This is a genomic window from Maledivibacter halophilus (genome assembly GCF_900167445.1).
GTDB lineage: Bacteria > Bacillota > Clostridia > Peptostreptococcales > Caminicellaceae > Maledivibacter > Maledivibacter halophilus.
The window spans coordinates 83,904-100,180 of record NZ_FUZT01000004.1; the positions used below are offsets into that span (position 1 = coordinate 83,904).

General features: G+C 31.1%; 16 protein-coding genes. 14 read left to right on the forward strand and 2 right to left on the reverse strand.

The window, feature by feature from the left end:
- Positions 1-305 precede the first annotated feature (305 nt).
- On the forward strand, positions 306-1,034 hold the full coding sequence (locus B5X81_RS08570) for an HAD family hydrolase (protein ID WP_079490971.1): 729 nt from the start codon (positions 306-308) through the stop codon (positions 1,032-1,034).
- Positions 1,035-1,432: 398 nt separating this feature from the next.
- Positions 1,433-2,035, forward strand: coding sequence for a nitroreductase family protein (locus tag B5X81_RS08575; protein WP_170917336.1), 603 nt, complete (start codon positions 1,433-1,435; stop codon positions 2,033-2,035).
- Between the two features lie 227 nt (positions 2,036-2,262).
- On the opposite strand, the gene B5X81_RS27780 is transcribed toward B5X81_RS08575, so the two are convergent.
- The gene (locus B5X81_RS27780) at positions 2,263-2,442 is read right to left on the reverse strand and encodes a hypothetical protein (protein ID WP_139380285.1); all 180 of its coding nucleotides are present in this window, start codon (positions 2,440-2,442) and stop codon (positions 2,263-2,265) included.
- A 138-nt stretch (positions 2,443-2,580) separates the two neighbouring features.
- On the opposite strand from B5X81_RS27780, the gene B5X81_RS08580 reads away from it, so the two are divergent.
- The 11 genes from B5X81_RS08580 to B5X81_RS08630 all read left to right on the forward strand — a co-directional run bounded on the left by B5X81_RS08580 (position 2,581) and on the right by B5X81_RS08630 (position 12,895).
- Positions 2,581-3,069, forward strand: a complete 489-nt coding sequence (locus tag B5X81_RS08580) for an Lrp/AsnC family transcriptional regulator (RefSeq protein ID WP_079490974.1) — start codon at positions 2,581-2,583, stop codon at positions 3,067-3,069.
- 777 nt (positions 3,070-3,846) lie between these two features.
- On the forward strand, positions 3,847-4,401 hold the full coding sequence (locus B5X81_RS08585) for a 2-oxoacid:acceptor oxidoreductase family protein (protein ID WP_079490976.1): 555 nt from the start codon (positions 3,847-3,849) through the stop codon (positions 4,399-4,401).
- Complete coding sequence (locus B5X81_RS08590) at positions 4,373-4,666, forward strand: 4Fe-4S binding protein (RefSeq protein ID WP_079490977.1); 294 nt, start codon at positions 4,373-4,375, stop codon at positions 4,664-4,666. Before B5X81_RS08585 ends, B5X81_RS08590 begins: the two co-directional genes overlap by 29 nt.
- Positions 4,659-5,858, forward strand: a complete 1,200-nt coding sequence (locus B5X81_RS08595; protein WP_079490979.1) for a transketolase C-terminal domain-containing protein — start codon at positions 4,659-4,661, stop codon at positions 5,856-5,858. The genes B5X81_RS08590 and B5X81_RS08595 overlap by 8 nt, the downstream gene beginning before the upstream one ends.
- On the forward strand, positions 5,848-6,714 hold the full coding sequence (locus tag B5X81_RS08600) for a thiamine pyrophosphate-dependent enzyme (RefSeq protein WP_079490980.1): 867 nt from the start codon (positions 5,848-5,850) through the stop codon (positions 6,712-6,714). Before B5X81_RS08595 ends, B5X81_RS08600 begins: the two co-directional genes overlap by 11 nt.
- 32 nt (positions 6,715-6,746) lie before the next feature.
- Positions 6,747-7,814 (forward strand): butyrate kinase, encoded by a 1,068-nt coding sequence (buk, locus tag B5X81_RS08605; protein WP_079490982.1) that lies wholly within the window; start codon positions 6,747-6,749, stop codon positions 7,812-7,814.
- Between the two features lie 10 nt (positions 7,815-7,824).
- Entirely contained in the window at positions 7,825-8,715 is an 891-nt protein-coding gene (locus B5X81_RS08610; protein WP_079490983.1) for a bifunctional enoyl-CoA hydratase/phosphate acetyltransferase, read from the forward strand.
- A 333-nt stretch (positions 8,716-9,048) separates the two neighbouring features.
- Complete coding sequence (locus B5X81_RS08615) at positions 9,049-10,398, forward strand: UbiD family decarboxylase (RefSeq protein WP_079490985.1); 1,350 nt, start codon at positions 9,049-9,051, stop codon at positions 10,396-10,398.
- 16 nt (positions 10,399-10,414) lie between these two features.
- Complete coding sequence (locus B5X81_RS08620; protein WP_079490986.1) at positions 10,415-10,999, forward strand: UbiX family flavin prenyltransferase; 585 nt, start codon at positions 10,415-10,417, stop codon at positions 10,997-10,999.
- The gene (lpdD, locus tag B5X81_RS08625; protein WP_079490988.1) at positions 10,980-11,369 is read left to right on the forward strand and encodes a prenylated flavin chaperone LpdD; all 390 of its coding nucleotides are present in this window, start codon (positions 10,980-10,982) and stop codon (positions 11,367-11,369) included. The genes B5X81_RS08620 and lpdD overlap by 20 nt, the downstream gene beginning before the upstream one ends.
- A 113-nt stretch (positions 11,370-11,482) precedes the next feature.
- Positions 11,483-12,895 (forward strand): SLC13 family permease, encoded by a 1,413-nt coding sequence (locus B5X81_RS08630; RefSeq protein WP_079490989.1) that lies wholly within the window; start codon positions 11,483-11,485, stop codon positions 12,893-12,895.
- Between the two features lie 268 nt (positions 12,896-13,163).
- On the opposite strand, the gene B5X81_RS08635 is transcribed toward B5X81_RS08630, so the two are convergent.
- Complete coding sequence (locus B5X81_RS08635) at positions 13,164-13,814, reverse strand: DUF1905 domain-containing protein (protein ID WP_079490991.1); 651 nt, start codon at positions 13,812-13,814, stop codon at positions 13,164-13,166.
- Between the two features lie 1,540 nt (positions 13,815-15,354).
- On the opposite strand from B5X81_RS08635, the gene B5X81_RS08645 reads away from it, so the two are divergent.
- On the forward strand, positions 15,355-16,023 hold the full coding sequence (locus B5X81_RS08645; RefSeq protein ID WP_079490994.1) for a class I SAM-dependent methyltransferase: 669 nt from the start codon (positions 15,355-15,357) through the stop codon (positions 16,021-16,023).
- Positions 16,024-16,277 lie beyond the last annotated feature (254 nt).

The window sequence follows — 16,277 nt, forward strand, 5'->3', positions numbered from 1 at the left end:
CGGAAAATGGTAAAAAATGCGTTTGGTTTTACAATTTAAACTAAATATATATTCTGCTTTAAAATAGGTAATAGATTTAAATGGAGTTAGGACAGGGGATACGATATTACGATAGGTTAATATATATAATATCTTTAGTGAGATATTTCAAATCATGATATAATATAAAAATAATGTTTCGCATATAGGCGAGTATTACCCACATTAATAGTCAAATAACATGCCTATTTAGAAATATTGGTGACATAGGCGTAGTCAGTAATCCCTTATTAGGCAAAATCTTTTTCTGAAATGGGGTCATATTTGTGAAAAAAATTAAAGTTATTTGTATTGATATGTTTCAAACTTTAGTAAATGTTTATACAAGAAAAGAGTTTATTTGGAAGAGAATTTTGGGAAAAGGGTATACAAAAGAATTAGAAGAAAAGTATGCCAATCTTGTAGATAAAAAAATTATAGAGAAATTTCATGAAGATGTTAGTAGTAGGAATAATTTTATAAATTTCAAAATGATTTTTCTAGAGAAATTCACAGAAGTATTTCAAGAACTTAAACTCAATCTAAGTCCAATGGAAGCCACAAAAATTTTTATTGAAGAACATGGATTTGCAGAGCTCTATGAGGATAGTAATGAATTTATTGAAATTGTAGGTAAGGATTATCCAATATGTTTGGTAAGTGATGCAGATATAGAAATGGTAAGACCTTTATTAGAAAAATTTAATTTTGATATGGTTTTTATATCAGAACAAATCAAATCATATAAAAAAGATAAAGAAGGAACAATCTTTAAGAAAGTTTTAGAACATTATAAGGTAGAACCAGAAGAAGTAATTCATATAGGAGATACTTCTTCTGATATTCTAGGTGCAAACAGAGTGGGAATAACAACTTGTTGGATAAATAGAAATAACTATATGTGGAAATATGAAGTGAATCCAATGCATGAGATAAGAACTCTATTAGAAGTATTGCCGTTATTAGATATTGGATATGAAAAACTAATTAATGGAGAAGAAAAAGACTTTGCCTAACAAAAGCCTGCCCTTTGCTGTGGAAAGTATGTTAGCGCAGCACATACCTTCACTGGGAGCAAGCTTCATCAAGAGGTAGTCCTTTGGTTTTGCCCTTTCTTTTTTTGATAGAAATATTGTTTACTCAACATTAAGAATCTATTCTATATTAATTCTTTCTATTTGACAAAAATAGTTAAAGGAATTTTAAACGATTTATATAAGTATTTGTTGTTGAATGGGAATCACAAGAAAAGCAACAGTTGAATTTTATTTAGAATTTGGTTTAGTGAACATTACTATAACTAATGTTCGTCTTTATTAGTCTAACTAATAAAGATATTAAACTAAAGAATAGTTATGTGACATTGACTTATTCATGTAGGTATATTTTTTGGGGGAAAATAAAGGAGGATATTATGGAATTATTAGAAGTAATGAGAAAAAGAAGGTCAGTAAGAAAATTTAAAGATATGGATATTGATAATAGTATTATTACTGACATTTTAGAAAGTGCCAAACTTGCTCCTGAGACAGATACCTGTAATTATTATTTTGGAGTAATAGAAGATAAAAAAGTAAAAAATGAAATTTCTAGTGCAACATTATGGGCTCAGTGGGTATCAAAAGCACCAGTAATAATTGCTTGTTGTTGTGATATTAGTTGGGACATTGGTGAACAAAATGATGATGACTATGGTGTTATTGGGAATAAGCTTAGATATGGGGAAGATATTGTTAATTTTCTAAGAAAGCATGAAAACCGTAAAGCATGTAAAACATTAGTGCAAAGCACGCCTGTTTACATAGCAGCTCAACATATAATTCTTACTGCAGTTTCCCATAATTTACGTGGTTGTTTAGTTGATTTTATCGATATTGAAAAAATAAACAAAATACTAGGGTTGCCAGAGCATATTACATGTCAACTTCTTGTTCCTATAGGATATGCAGATGAAACACCAGAACAAAAAAGGGGCAAAAATAGGAATGACATGATTTTTTACGATAAATGGGAATAGCGATTAAATTGATAATATATTAATATTTGCTTTGAAAATGAATAAGTCGACATCGCATAACAATGTTTGCTCATAAAGATATAAACAAGAAAGATACTTGAGTATAGACAACATAGAGTATATATAAACAAAGCCATACAGAAATTTTAATCTAGATATTACGTATATTAAATTTCCATTGGCAACAGGTAAATCCTATGTTAAATTCTTATACATGAAAATGAATATTATAAATACCTCATCCCTAAAACGGTTGAGGTAGAGGCGCGATGTTTATCAGTTCTACCACTAATTTTAGCAATTGTTTTATCGCTTTTAACTGGCAAGGTTTTACTATCTTTATTTTTAGCAGTTATAATGAGGGCAACAATTATTACTGGGAATCCTCTATTTGGATTCACCAGCACCTTAAATAAATATATTGTTAGCTCCTTAACCGATGAATGGAATATTAGGAGTTCGGGCGGTACCCGGTACCTTTCACATTGTTTTACTTCATAATGTATGCTAAAATCATAGTATTATAGAAGAAGGGAAGTGTTGAGTTGAAATCACTTAACGACAGTAAGCATATGCTTGAGAAAAGTGTGCTGATTGATGAAGTAGATAAAAAGATACTTCGAGAGCTTATTAATAATTCAAGAATATCCTACTCAGATATTGCTGAGAGAGTTCATTTGTCTAGGGTTTCGGTAAGAGAAAGAGTAATTAAACTGAAGCAAAGTGGTATAATTAAACATTTTACTATTTTCATAGACAGTGCTGGCATTGGATTTAAAACAAGTGTATTCTTTGATATAGAAGTAAAAACAAATATGATTGATTCTGTGGCTAGAACATTGGCCGAGTTTGATGAAATTACAATTGTTTACCAAACAACAGGAGCCACGAGCTTACATGTTCATGCACAGCTTGAAAATTTAGATAGTATTGGAGAATTTATGCATAATAAATTATATTCAATAGATGGAATAACAAATGTAAATTCCCATATTTTACTAAAAAAGTATAAATCATTATTAACATATATTTAGTATATTTAAATCAATTTAGCAAATTGCATAATTATCTTCTGAAAAATCTAACTACTACATATTCTTTTGGAATCTTCGAGTCTATACCATCAAAATGTATTCTATTTCTAAATAATTAAATTAAGGATAATATTCGCATATGCAATTTTGCCAAGTCTGAATTGTGAAATTTCCTTAATTAAAGAAGTATAAAATAATTTTATTCAAACAGTATGAATAAAAACCTTTTTTGCAAATTAAGATTCTTTGCGAAGAAGGTTTTTATTTTGCTATCTAAAATTCTAAAATCCCTAAGCCATATCTTAAAGGATTATTTCATTTCAGGAAATTCCCACTAATTATATTTAAGATTTTGTATTCTTACGATTAATTTCTACTTATAGTATTAAAAGTTAATAACAAACATATATTATCAACTATTCTTCTGTAGACAATTAAAAGGAATAAATATTACATAACTAGACAAATAGAAAGAAAAGTTAAAAAAATACATACTTTTGTGTTTGTTTTTTCTATTATAACTCCACAAAGTAACAATAAGATATAATACACTATGTAATAAGAAGTCGATAATAATATATAACCTAACTATGTTAGAAAAAAATGCTAATATATATTAAAAATGATAATTAAAACAAAGAAATTGCTATCAATATATAGTTGCAAGAAAGGAGGTTATGTATCTTTTATGTGTTAATAGTTTATATATTGTTATATTTTAGATGTTTTTAATATTCAAGCTGATTACTTATAATTTGACAAATGGAGTGATACTAAATGAGAGAAATTAAATTTTATGCAAGGGGAGGACAGGGTGCAGTAACAGCCTCAAAAGTCTTAGTTCAAAGTGCTATTTTTGATGGCAAATTTGCACAGTCTATTCCATCTTATGGCCAAGAAAGGCAAGGTGCTCCAATTTTTTGTTTTGCAAGAATTGACGATGAGTATATTCCAACAAAGTCTTATGTAGATGAGCCAGACTGTGTAATAGTGTTTGATACTGGGCTTAAACAATCAGGAATAGACGTTTTAGAAAATTTAAAAGAAGGAGCTACCATAGTAGTGAATTCTCATATGAAAATGAAAGAGTATTTTGATAATGAAAATGTGAAAACGATTATTAGTGTAGATGCCAACCAAATAACATCGGATATTATTGGGGATGTTCCTCCTAATATGGCTATTTTGGGAGCAATTGCTAAGGCTGATGATACCGTATCCATAGACAGCATTTATAAAGCAATCCAAACTAAGATTAAAGGAAGGGCAGGGGAGTTGAATGCAGAATCAGCAAGAAAAGCATATGAAACAGCAAAAATCTATAAGCGATAGGTACAGGGGTCCGTTATCAAATGTTCTTACAAATGCCAATACAGGGATATGGAGATTTAAAAGACCAGTAGTAAACCATGAAGAATGTATTAAATGTAAAATGTGTGTGGAGTACTGTCCATGTGGTGTTATAGATAAAGAGACAATAGGTATAGACTACTATTTCTGCAAAGGCTGCGGTATTTGTGTAGAAATATGTCCTAAAAAAGCAATAGATTTTGTTAGTGAAAAAGACATCTTGGCAAAGGAGGAGAACAATGGGTAAAATAATTGCTTTAGACGGAAATTCAGCAATAGCTTATGGAGTTATGTTATCAAAAGTACAGTTAGTTGCAGCATATCCGATTACTCCACAAACGCCAATTGTACAAACGATTTCATCATTAATTGATAAAGGAGAGTACGATGCAACTTATATAAATGTAGAATCAGAACATTCTGCAATGAGTGCAGTTACCGGTGCAGCTGCAGGAGGGGTTCGTGCTTTTACAGCCAGTGCTTCCCACGGATTAGCACTAATGCACGAAATGACGGGTATTGTTGCCGGTTCAAGACAGACTGCTGTTATGGCAGTAGTTTCAAGGGCATTACCTGCACCATGTAATCTTCAATGCGACCATTCAGATATTATGGGAGAGAGAGATCAAGGATGGATACAACTCTTTGCTAATGATCCACAGGAAGCTCTTGACTTTATAATGGTGGCGTATAAAACCAGTGAGGACGAGAGAGTGTTACTACCTACAATGGTTGATATAGATGGTTTTTATGTATCACATTTAACAGAGCCTGTAAACATTCCCGACAGAGAAGAAGCAAATAGATTTATAGATGATTTTAAGCCTGTAAATTATAAGATAGATTTTGATAATCCAATGGCAATAAACAACCTAATGTCACCAAGGGTATATACAGAGGTTAAGTATTCACATAAAGTGGCATTGGAAAATTCTACAGCAGTATTAGAAGAAAATTTCGCTAAATTCAATGAAATATTTGGTAGAGAGTATTCTTCCATAAAAGAGTACTACACAGAGAATGCAGATTACATTTTTGTATGTATGGGTTCAATTACGGGATCAGTTATTAAAGGGGTTGAAGAGCTAAGAAGTCAAGGTATAAAGGCTGGTGTTGTAAGAGTAATATCTTTTAGACCCTTTCCTAAAAAGATGGTTAAAGAGGCTACTAAGAATGCAAAGGTTGTATCTGTTATAGATAGATCCCACGGAATGGGTTCTTTTGCTCCGCTATATCTAGAAGTATGTTCCTCTTTAATAAACAGTAATAAAGATGTTAAATTATACAGTTTTGCTGCTGGATTAGGAGGTAGAGATGTAGGATATAAGACTCTACTAAAAGCATTTTCTAAAGTGTGCCAATACGAGAAAGAAGGAACAATTCAGGAAAGTACATGCTGGATAGATCTTAAAGAGGAGGGTAGAAACAATGGGCAATAAACAATTGTTAAGTAAAGGAGTTACTACATGCACAGGATGTGCTATGGAGTTAATTGCAAGATCAATGGTTGAGGTATTAGGTAAGAGAACAGTAGTTACTACTCCTCCAAGTTGTTCAGCTATACTTACGGGATTTGAGAAAAGCACTGGTTGGGCAATCCCATCACAACAAACGGTTCTAATGTCTATAGGGGCTTATATTTCTGGTATTTCAGAGGCCCTAAAGATTAATGGAGAAGAAGATAGTAATGTTGTTGGATTCGCAGGTGATGGAGGAACTTTTGATATTGGACTGCAAGCTATATCAGGAGCAATCGAAAGAAATCATAACTTCTTAATGGTGTGCTACAACAATGAAGCATATATGAATACTGGAAATCAAAGAAGTAGTGCTACTACATTAGGTGCATGGACCAAAACTACACCTACTGGTAAAAAGGAAGCAAGCAAAAATATCGATTTCATGTTCCTACACCAGAACTTAGCTTATCAAGCTACAGCTTCTGTAGGAGATATCAAAGATTTAAAGAGAAAATTCAAGAGGGCTTCAGAAATTAAAGGGCCTAAATTTATTCATATACAAACACCCTGTACGGCAGGTTGGAAATTCCCAGCTAATCAAACTATTAATGTGGCAAAAAAAGCTATAGATTCTGGTATGTGGTTACTATGGGAAAGAGAAGGTTCAAAAGTTAAAGTTAATAGGAAGCCAAAGGACTATAGCTTAATTAAAGAATACTTAGCTAGCCAGAAAAGATTCAGTAATATCACTCCAGAAATGTGCGAAGAAATTACTAAAGCTGCAAAGAAGAACTATGAATTCATAAAGCTTATGGAAGAGAATGAGTACCTATAAAACTAAAAAATAAATTTAATTTGGAGGGAATTATGCCAAAGAAAACATTGATAATCAATTTTGGATCAACGTCGACTAAAATAGCAGTATTTGAAGACTCTACAGAGATTTTTAAAGAGACTATAAGCCATAGTATGGAAGAACTTTCACAGTTTCCAAATGTATGGGATCAAGCGGAGTTTAGAGAAGAAAAGATTTTATCTACATTAAAGGCTAAAAATTGTGAGTTATCAAGCTTAGATGGAATAGCTGTTAGGGGCGGTACGTTAAAGCCAATACCAGGAGGCATCTATATTTTAAATGAAGAAATGATTTCAGATATGAAAAGTGGAAAATATGGAGAGCATCCTTCGAATATAGGTAATGAAATAGCATATAAGTTAGGAAAAAAATTGAATATACCAGCGATAGTTGCTGATCCACCTGTAACAGATGAGCTTTCTACTTTAGCAAAATACTCAGGTATTAAGGGGGTTACAAGAGTTAGTTCATTCCATGCTCTAAATCATAAGAGAACAGCAAGACAAATAGCAAAAGAGTTAGGTAGAGAATATGAAGATTTAAATCTAATAGTAATCCATATGGGAGGAGGTATATCGGTAGGGGTCCACGAAAAAGGGCTGGTTGTAGATGTAAACAATTCATTAGATGGAGATGGAAGCTTTTCACCAGAAAGAGCTGGAACTATAGCAGCTTCAAGCATAATAAACATGTGTTTCTCAGGAGAATATACAAAAGAGGATATGTTTAGAAAAGTAAAGGGTGGCGGTGGTCTTATGTCGTACCTAAATACAAATAGTGGCTTAGAAGTTGAAGAAAGAATTGATAATGGAGATGGGTATGCACGTGAAGTGTATGAAGCTATGGCATATCAAGTATCTAAAGAAATAGGTGCAGCAGCAGCAGCTTTAAGCGGTAAGGTTGATGGGATAGTAATGACAGGAAGTCTTTCTAATTCAAAAAGATTAGTAGAATGGATAAAAGAACGTGTTTCATTTATAGCTCCTATTTACTTAAAACCTGGTGAAAATGAAATGCTGTCTCTTGCTGAAAATGCCGTACGCTTCTTAAATGGTGAGGTAGAGGCAAAAGAATATTAAGGAGGAAGGTATGATTAACAATTTAGAAGAAGTGGTTCAAAAAGTTAAAGGATTAGATAAGAAAAAAATAGCAATAGCTTCTGCTGACTCAAAAATATTAGAAGTAGTTGAGTTGGCAGTACAAGATGGCTTAGCAGAATTTATTTTGATTGGAAATAAAGAAGAAATAGAAAGTGCTATAGAAAAAGATAATAGAAAGATTGATTGTGAAATAATAGATATACTCGACGATAAAGCTGCGGCAGAAAAAGCTGTGGAATTAGTAAAGAAAAAAGAAGCAGATATAGTGATGAAGGGTTTACTGCATACAAGTACTTTTTTAAAGGCCGTGTTAAATAAAGAAAAGGGATTAAACACAGGAAAGTTAATAAGTGAAATTTCTGTAATTGATAAAGAGTATGGAGAAGGATTGCAATTAGTAACGGACTGTGCTATGGCAATAAAGCCAGATCTTAAAGAGAAAAAGCAAATAATAGAAAATGCTATTTTTCTTGCAAAAAAATTAGGATATACTCTTCCTAAAGTAGCTCTTCTATCGGCTCTAGAGGTCATAAATCCAGCAATACCAGATACTATTGACGCAGCGGTTTTAAGTAAAATGGCTGATAGAGGTCAAATTAAAGATGCATTAGTTGATGGTCCTCTTGCCCTTGATAATGCAATTAATCCTGAGGCAGCAAAACATAAAGGAATAAAGGGAGAAGTCGCAGGTAATGCTGACATAATAGTTGTTCCAAATCTTCAAGTAGGGAATGTTCTAGGAAAATCATTATTCTTTTATGCCCATAAAGATGCAGCCACTGCAATAGTAGGAACATCAGCACCTATTATTATGACTTCAAGAACAGACCTTATTAAGAATAAACTTTTGTCGATAGCTTTAGCTAGTTATATGGCGTAATTTCAAGTTTTAACGCATTATCATATAAAGTATTTTAAAAGATAATGCGTTAAAGGTACAAAAACAGGTCAATTTAGACCTTGAATTTTCATACGAAGATAGTATGTATATAGATTATAAAATATTACTTATATAGTTTTTGCAAGATATTATATAAGACATGTTAATAATCTTTAGGAAAACGTTCCTATACTATTACAAATCTTCTTCATAAGGAAAAAAGTAGGTGCTAAATCAGCTCTTTATTTGAATGAAACATTATAGAAATTTTTCCTGAATGAAAGCAATGGGTTTAGAAATAACAGAATTAATGATTTGAAGAGGTGAAATTTAATGGATTTAAATAAATGTTTAGAAATATTGGAAGAAAAAAATAGGCTAATAAAAATTGAAAGTGAAGTAGATTTAAAGCATGAACTAGCAGGTGTTGCTGCGAAGTTTGAAGGGAAAGAAGTAGTAGTATTTGAAAATATTAAAGGTCATAGTACTCATCTTGTAATGGGCATGTTTTGGAACAGAGATAATTTAGCGCAGATATACAACTGTAGTGCTAAGAATCTGCCATTTGTAGTTGGTGATGCCATTGAAAAAATAAATAGCATTGAGAAACCCTTCGAGTATGTTGAAAATGCAAAGGCTCAAGAAGTTATTGAATTAGAACCAGATTTATATAATATCCCTATTCCAACATTAGCACTAAAGGATGGCGGACCATACTTTGCTAACAGTGTTGTAATTGCCAAAGATCCAGATACTGGGGTAAGAAATTCTTCTGTTCACAGACTGATGCTTACAGGAAAAAATAAACTGGGAATGTTGATGGATTATGGCAGACATATAAGGGACTATTATGAAAGAGCTGAAGCAAAAGGTCAGGGATTAGAAATAACGATCAATTGTGGGGTAAGTCCTTCTGTGTATATTGCTGCAATAACACCTAGTAGTGCAGTATCTATAGATAAAGATGAACTTGCAGTGGCTGCTGTTTTGGACAAAGAACCCGTAAAACTTTGTAAAAGCAAGACTGTTGATGTTTGCGGTATTGCCGATGCACAGTATATTATTGAGGCTGAAATATTACCCCATGTAAGAGAACCAGAAGGTCCATTTGGTGAAGTTACAGGATATTATGCACAGGAAGATGATAGATGGGTTGTCCACGTTAAGGCTGTAACAAGAAGGAAAAATCCTATTGCGTGTAATCTTTTGCCAGGAAAGGAAGTATGGAACTCAGTAGGATTAACAGCCGAAGCCAATATATATCAATCGGTTTCAAAACAAATTCCTGGGCTAAAGGATGTATATTTGAGTCATGGTGGAGGAGGATTCTATTATGGAATAATTCAGATAGACCCTCCCAAAAATGGGATGGCTAAAAATGCTATATTATCAACCTTTGCAGCTTTTCCACCATTACAAATGGTTACTGCAGTAAATAGCGATGTTGATATTTATGACTCTGATGATGTTTTTAGAGCCATGTCTACAAGATGCAAGTATGATGAAGATATAATAAATATACCCAAAAGCTTTGGCCATGAATTAAATCCATCAACTGATAATGGTATAGGAAGTAAGATTGGTTTTGACTGCACATATCCTATTCCTAAACCTGAGGCTTATGAAAGAGTTAAATTTAAGGAAGTTGATATTAATAACTATAAATATACTAAAAAAGTTTAGTAGGTGATCGAAGAAATTGAAGAAAAGATTGATAGTGGGGATTTCTGGAGCAAGTGGTGCAATAATTGGAATAAAAATTCTAAAAGAGTTAATGCGTTGTCATAATTGGGAAAGCCATCTTGTTGTAACAAAGGGCGGAGAGAAAACAATTAATATGGAGACTGGCTATTCCTTAGATGAAGTAAAGTCAATGGCTGATGTCAACTATCCAATAGATGATATTGGAGAAGCTATAGCTAGTGGTACGTTCAAATGCAATGGAATGGTAATAGCTCCATGTAGCATGAAGACATTAGCTGGCATTAGCTCTGGCTATTCTGATAATTTGCTGCTCAGAGCAGCTGATGTTAGTTTGAAAGAGAGAAAAAAATTAGCATTAATAACAAGAGAAACACCTTTGAGTAAAATTCATTTAAAAAATATGATGGAATTATCTGATATGGGAGCAATAATTATGCCGCCAGTTCTTTCATTTTATAATAAGCCAAAAACAATTGAAGATATGACAGATCACATAGTAGGAAAAGCTTTAGATATATTTAATATTGATTATAGTAGATTTAAAAGGTGGGGTCAAAATAATGATAGAACTTCAAAGTAATGATAGTGACTGCATGATTAATATGAAGGCTATTTTTATGGGGAATGATTTAAATGTAATGATATTTGGAGGAGATATCCCCCATGTAGGGGCTGTTGCAGTAGGTGTTCCTAAGAAAAGTCATTCTGACATAAAAAAGATAAGCTCTACTGTTTCAGTAATAACATTATTTGGTCACAAAGAAGATGAAATCGTAAAACCTGCAGCCGATTTATTGGTAAAAACACTTAATAGGAATGTTGTTGTAACATGTGGGATACACATAGATAATATAAGTAAGGATTTAATAAATAAAATAGAAATTAAAGTTAATAAGATGGTATTAGAATTAATAGATGCTATTAGGAACATGGAGGTTGTTTGCTATTAATATATTAAGCAAATAAACTATCTCCTTAGATCTAAAATATGAATAGTAATCCTTTGGAAAACATTTGTTATTTAAAAATATTGTTCAAATAATACGATTGGAGAGGAAATCATATGATTAATCAAGAAGTTGTAAACTCGGTAGAAAATAATTATGTTAAAAAAATAATACTTGGGGCAATATCAGTAGCTTTGTATTTTATACTTACAAACATAACTACACCTGCTGGTTTAAGTATTGAAGGACAAAAATCCATAGCGTTAATGCTGGTAGCCATATTCTGGTGGGTATTTGAAATTATTCCAGTTGGTATATCAACGTTACTATTTACAATGTTATTAGGTGCTTTGAAAATAATTCCAACTGGACAAGCTATGGGAAATTTCTTTTCTGATACATTAGTATTTATATTATCATCTCTTGTTATAGGGAAAGTATTTATTGATATAGACTTAGGGAAAAGGATTTCTCTATACTTAAGCACTTTATTTGGTAAAAAATCAAAGATGGTACTGTTAAGCTTTATGCTTCCTACGAGTATTGTTTCAACTATATTAGTAGATATACCTACAGCTATTATCTTTGGAAGTATAGCTTATGAGATTTTACAACAAAACAATTGTACTCCAGGAAAGTCAAATTTTGGTAAAGCTATGATGATGGGAATACCGATTGCTGCTGCTTTGGGTGGATTTGGCACACCAGCAGGAAGTGGTATTAATGTATTATCAATTAACTTAATGAAACAAGTAGCAGGAGTGGAATTAACATTTGCTCAATGGACTATGATAGGATTTCCAATGGCAATGATTTTGACTATTGTAGCTTGGTTTGTACTAATAAAACTCTATCCACCTGAATTTGAAGAAGTACAAGGTTTAGATAATGTTAAAGAGGAAAGAAAAAATCTTCCACCATTGAATTCAAATCATTATAAATTTATCGTGATTTTTGCTCTTACTGTCATTTGTTGGTTTACTGGTTTTCTACCTGTACCTTTAGCAAGTATTATAGCTTCATCCTTATTTTTCTTACCAGGAATCAACCTTGTTTCATGGGAAGAAATGAATGCTTCTATACCATGGAGTGTAATGTTGCTTATTGGAGCTTCTCAAAGCTTAGGAATGGCAATATACGAAACCGGTGGTGCAGAATGGATAGCTAACACATTATTAAGTGATATAGGCTCAACGAGTACAGTTGTACTTCTCTTAATAATTACATCTTTTGGTATATTTTCGCATTTGATTCTGCCTGTTGCTTCTGCTGTTTTAACTGTATGTATACCTGTTCTTACTATTTTAGCCCAAGCTAATGGAATACCTGTTAGTATGGTTGTTCTACCTATAGCATTTACTGCTTCATGTGTATTCTTACTACCATTAGACCCAATTCCATTAACTACAATCGAATACGGTTATTGGAAGATTTATGAAATGCCAATACCAGGATTCATCATATCCATAGTCTGGATCATAGTTAATGTTATAGCAATACTTGTTGCTAATAGCTTTGGAATAATATAATTCATAAACTACCATAAAAGGGCTTCTCATAACTGATATAATCTAGTTATGAGAAGCCTATTTTGCAAAAGAAATAAATCAATTTAATCATAAATCTTTTATATTCAAAATTTCTTGATTTGAAGATTGGGGTTTAGGGTTGAAAGGTTACATTATTAATTCAAGTAACTTTGGAAAGAAGGGTTCTGATTTTTATTGTATATAAAGGTAAAGGTATTTTTAGTATGCAATATGATACAAGGGGATGTTTATTTTACTATAAACTCTACTATAGTACTATTTCTAGGTATCCAGTTATCTGATGGTCATATTCTTCTAATATCCCATTACTTGGATCATAATATTTTCCATCATAAAAAAGCATTAGATGTCCTTTCGTATTTATAAGAGAACATTTTGGAAGTTTCTGATCTTTTTTTAGTTTATAAACCATTTTATCCGAATGAGCAATTCCATAGTAATCTAATGTTTCTATTACTTTACTCAAGGATGCCTGCCATTTTTTTGCTTTCATTAACTTAATTACTTCTTCTAGCTTGACTCCTGCTAGCATTGCGACACATGCTTGTCCACATAATCCATCTTGCGTTTGAATAATCTTGATATTATCTATTTTTCTTATGGGATTTTCTAAACTGTATGGACTTTTATTATTGATACGTGTTAAAGCAGCAATCAGTTCAAAAGATATATTGAATTCTTCTTTTAAATTCAAATTTTTCAATATAGCCATTGTAATAGGTATATAATAGTTTCCATTTCCTTTGGGAACTAGTTTACATTCAAAAGTTGAATCCTCTATTGACACTTTTACAGGTATAAGTCCTTTTTGACCACAAACTTCCCATACATTAAAAGGAATGCTTATAAATGTTCTTAATCCTTCTTTTAATAATTTTTCCCTAAACTTGTATTCCATTATATACCTCCCGCTATTTAGTAATTAGCCTAATTTCTATCCATTATTCTTTTAATTGTATAAGTAAATTAACTTTAAAGATATTCTTGCTAATTTTTAATATTTTATCAAGATAAAGAATTGAAATAAACCCATGAGACAACTCCTTGAAAGTAATATATTACCATTATAGCATAGATATTGTAGGTATTATAAAATATAATACTTAGAATGTTAGTAAAGTATTGAAGAATGAACAAAGTTCTAAATAATATATGAAAACAAAAAAAGTGCCTTTAGTAAGGCACTATTGAGATTAAATAATATAACATTGCGGTAATTCCAACAATTAGAAAACGCAATGAATGGTATTTCTTATAAATAATAATTCATCCTTTCATATGCAACACGAAGTATTAAGTATAACACGGATAACAAATATTAGCAAGTGATATTTGTATGTAAATATAAAGAAATTTTAGAATTAACTAGAATTTTAACGAGGTTAAACAAAATGTCTTAAGGTTTATTTGAGATTAAAAAACATTTTAAAGTATAAACAAAAACATAAAGAGTTATAGGTATTTGTAACCACATAAAAAGAAAACATTGGTTTGTTTCTCGTGGAAAGCTAGTTCCCTGTTTAACTAGAATTTTATATTGTTCAACACTTGGGTTAATAAATGGTAGTACAATGCCTGAATAAAATAGCAACCAATATAAAAAAAGATCAATTATTAGAATAATAAATATTATCTTGTGTTTTTTTAAAATATTAAACATATATTATCACCTATATATGAAAATTTGATTGATAATTATAATTATACTGTAATATCAAAGGAAAATAAACAAGCAATTAAAACTATATAAGAATCACTAAAATAGGATTCTGCATAGGCAAGAATCATTATAATTAAGATATTATATTATCTGAAATACTTTGATCATTTCTAATTTTTTAAATAATAGTAATAGTGTTTCCATATAAAATCCTCCTTATATTACTAACACAGCTTTATTATAATCAGGCATTAAAAGATAACTCACAAGCAGCATTTGAAGATGAAATGTATCTTGACCATCCAACTGCAAAGAGTAGAAAGATAAAAAGCCTATATATAATTCCACTTACAGTTTGAGGAAAGGTGATAGCTATTGGTTAATGGAAAACTGCAGTATAAACAAAATTGATGAGTAGCAAGTAGTAATTCTTTCTGATCAAATAGCCAATATAATAAACAGTGGACTTTATACTTATTTAGATCCACTTATGCAAATACCTAAAAAGGATTTTTAAATAGAGTATGTAGAAGACAACTTAAAAGCTAAAAGATATCCCATCATAGAGGATTTACTCATTTAGCAGCTGGAGTATTAATATTCTATATAACAGTTTACCTTTTTATATGGGTTAACATCATGACATATTTAGTAATATATTCCAAATCATGATATAATATAAAAATAGTATTCCGTATATAGGAGAGTATTACCGACATAGGTGTAGAGTCAGTAATCTCTAAGTTAGCAGATACTAAATAGAAATGGGGGAAGTGAAATGATAAACAGTTATGATGAAACAATAAAATATTGGGATAATGTTTTTGGACAATCCCCAGAATATAATCCTACTCAAATGATAAACGTGCAAGAGATTGAAAATGGAATTAGTTGGCTTGTAAAAAATAGTAAATCTACAATAGATTTTGGTTGTGGGAATGGTAGAGCGTTGTGTCGTTGTTTAGATAAAGGAATGGAATATGTCTATGGAATAGATATATGTAATAATGCAATTGAAGTAGCAAACAGAGTTATAAAGAAATTCAATTACAAAAGTAAAGCTGATGTAATTTGTGGAGGAATAGAGAAGTTGAATCAAATTAATGATAATAGCTATGAAAGTGCTATTTTGTTCAATATATTAGATAACTTAACACCAGAAGATTCCATTGAACTAACTAAGAATATACATAGGATAGTTAAATCTAATGGCAAGATTTTATTAAAACTAAATCCATATATTACTAAACAACAAAGAAAAGAGTATAAGTTTAAAGAAATTTCTCATGAATTTTATAAAGAGGATTCTGGATTATATCTATGGAATCTAACCAATGAAATGGTAGAGAATAATATTAATCCGTTTTTCATTATTGAAAAATATGAAACGATTGAGTATAAACAATATAACATGGCTAATCGTATGTACTATTTAAGGAATAGGTAGAACTTATCATGTCTGCTAACAAAGATTTAGCGCTATGGTGTACGGGAGCACGGATTTTGAGAAGTTCAGGTACACAATATAAAAAGAAATTCATATATTTAATTATTATATTTATTTCACTAGGATTGAATGTTTTTTTATAAGGCATTATGCAAGTATAGGAAAAATTAAAGTAAAAGTAATAGAAAATCAAAATGGAAATGAATATGTAGGCAATAGGGATATTGTAATATCATAATGTTACAAAATTTGGA

Coding starts and splice junctions, on each gene's coding strand:
- B5X81_RS08590 (WP_079490977.1), top strand. CDS start 4,373: ATGAAACAGCAAAAATCTATAAGCGATAGGTACAGGGGTCCGTTATCA.
- lpdD (WP_079490988.1), top strand. CDS start 10,980: ATGATAGAACTTCAAAGTAATGATAGTGACTGCATGATTAATATGAAG.
- B5X81_RS08635 (WP_079490991.1), bottom strand. CDS start 13,814: ATGGAATACAAGTTTAGGGAAAAATTATTAAAAGAAGGATTAAGAACA.
- B5X81_RS08630 (WP_079490989.1), top strand. CDS start 11,483: ATGATTAATCAAGAAGTTGTAAACTCGGTAGAAAATAATTATGTTAAA.
- B5X81_RS08595 (WP_079490979.1), top strand. CDS start 4,659: ATGGGTAAAATAATTGCTTTAGACGGAAATTCAGCAATAGCTTATGGA.
- B5X81_RS08585 (WP_079490976.1), top strand. CDS start 3,847: ATGAGAGAAATTAAATTTTATGCAAGGGGAGGACAGGGTGCAGTAACA.
- B5X81_RS08645 (WP_079490994.1), top strand. CDS start 15,355: ATGATAAACAGTTATGATGAAACAATAAAATATTGGGATAATGTTTTT.
- B5X81_RS08600 (WP_079490980.1), top strand. CDS start 5,848: ATGGGCAATAAACAATTGTTAAGTAAAGGAGTTACTACATGCACAGGA.
- B5X81_RS08610 (WP_079490983.1), top strand. CDS start 7,825: ATGATTAACAATTTAGAAGAAGTGGTTCAAAAAGTTAAAGGATTAGAT.
- buk (WP_079490982.1), top strand. CDS start 6,747: ATGCCAAAGAAAACATTGATAATCAATTTTGGATCAACGTCGACTAAA.
- B5X81_RS08615 (WP_079490985.1), top strand. CDS start 9,049: ATGGATTTAAATAAATGTTTAGAAATATTGGAAGAAAAAAATAGGCTA.
- B5X81_RS08575 (WP_170917336.1), top strand. CDS start 1,433: ATGGAATTATTAGAAGTAATGAGAAAAAGAAGGTCAGTAAGAAAATTT.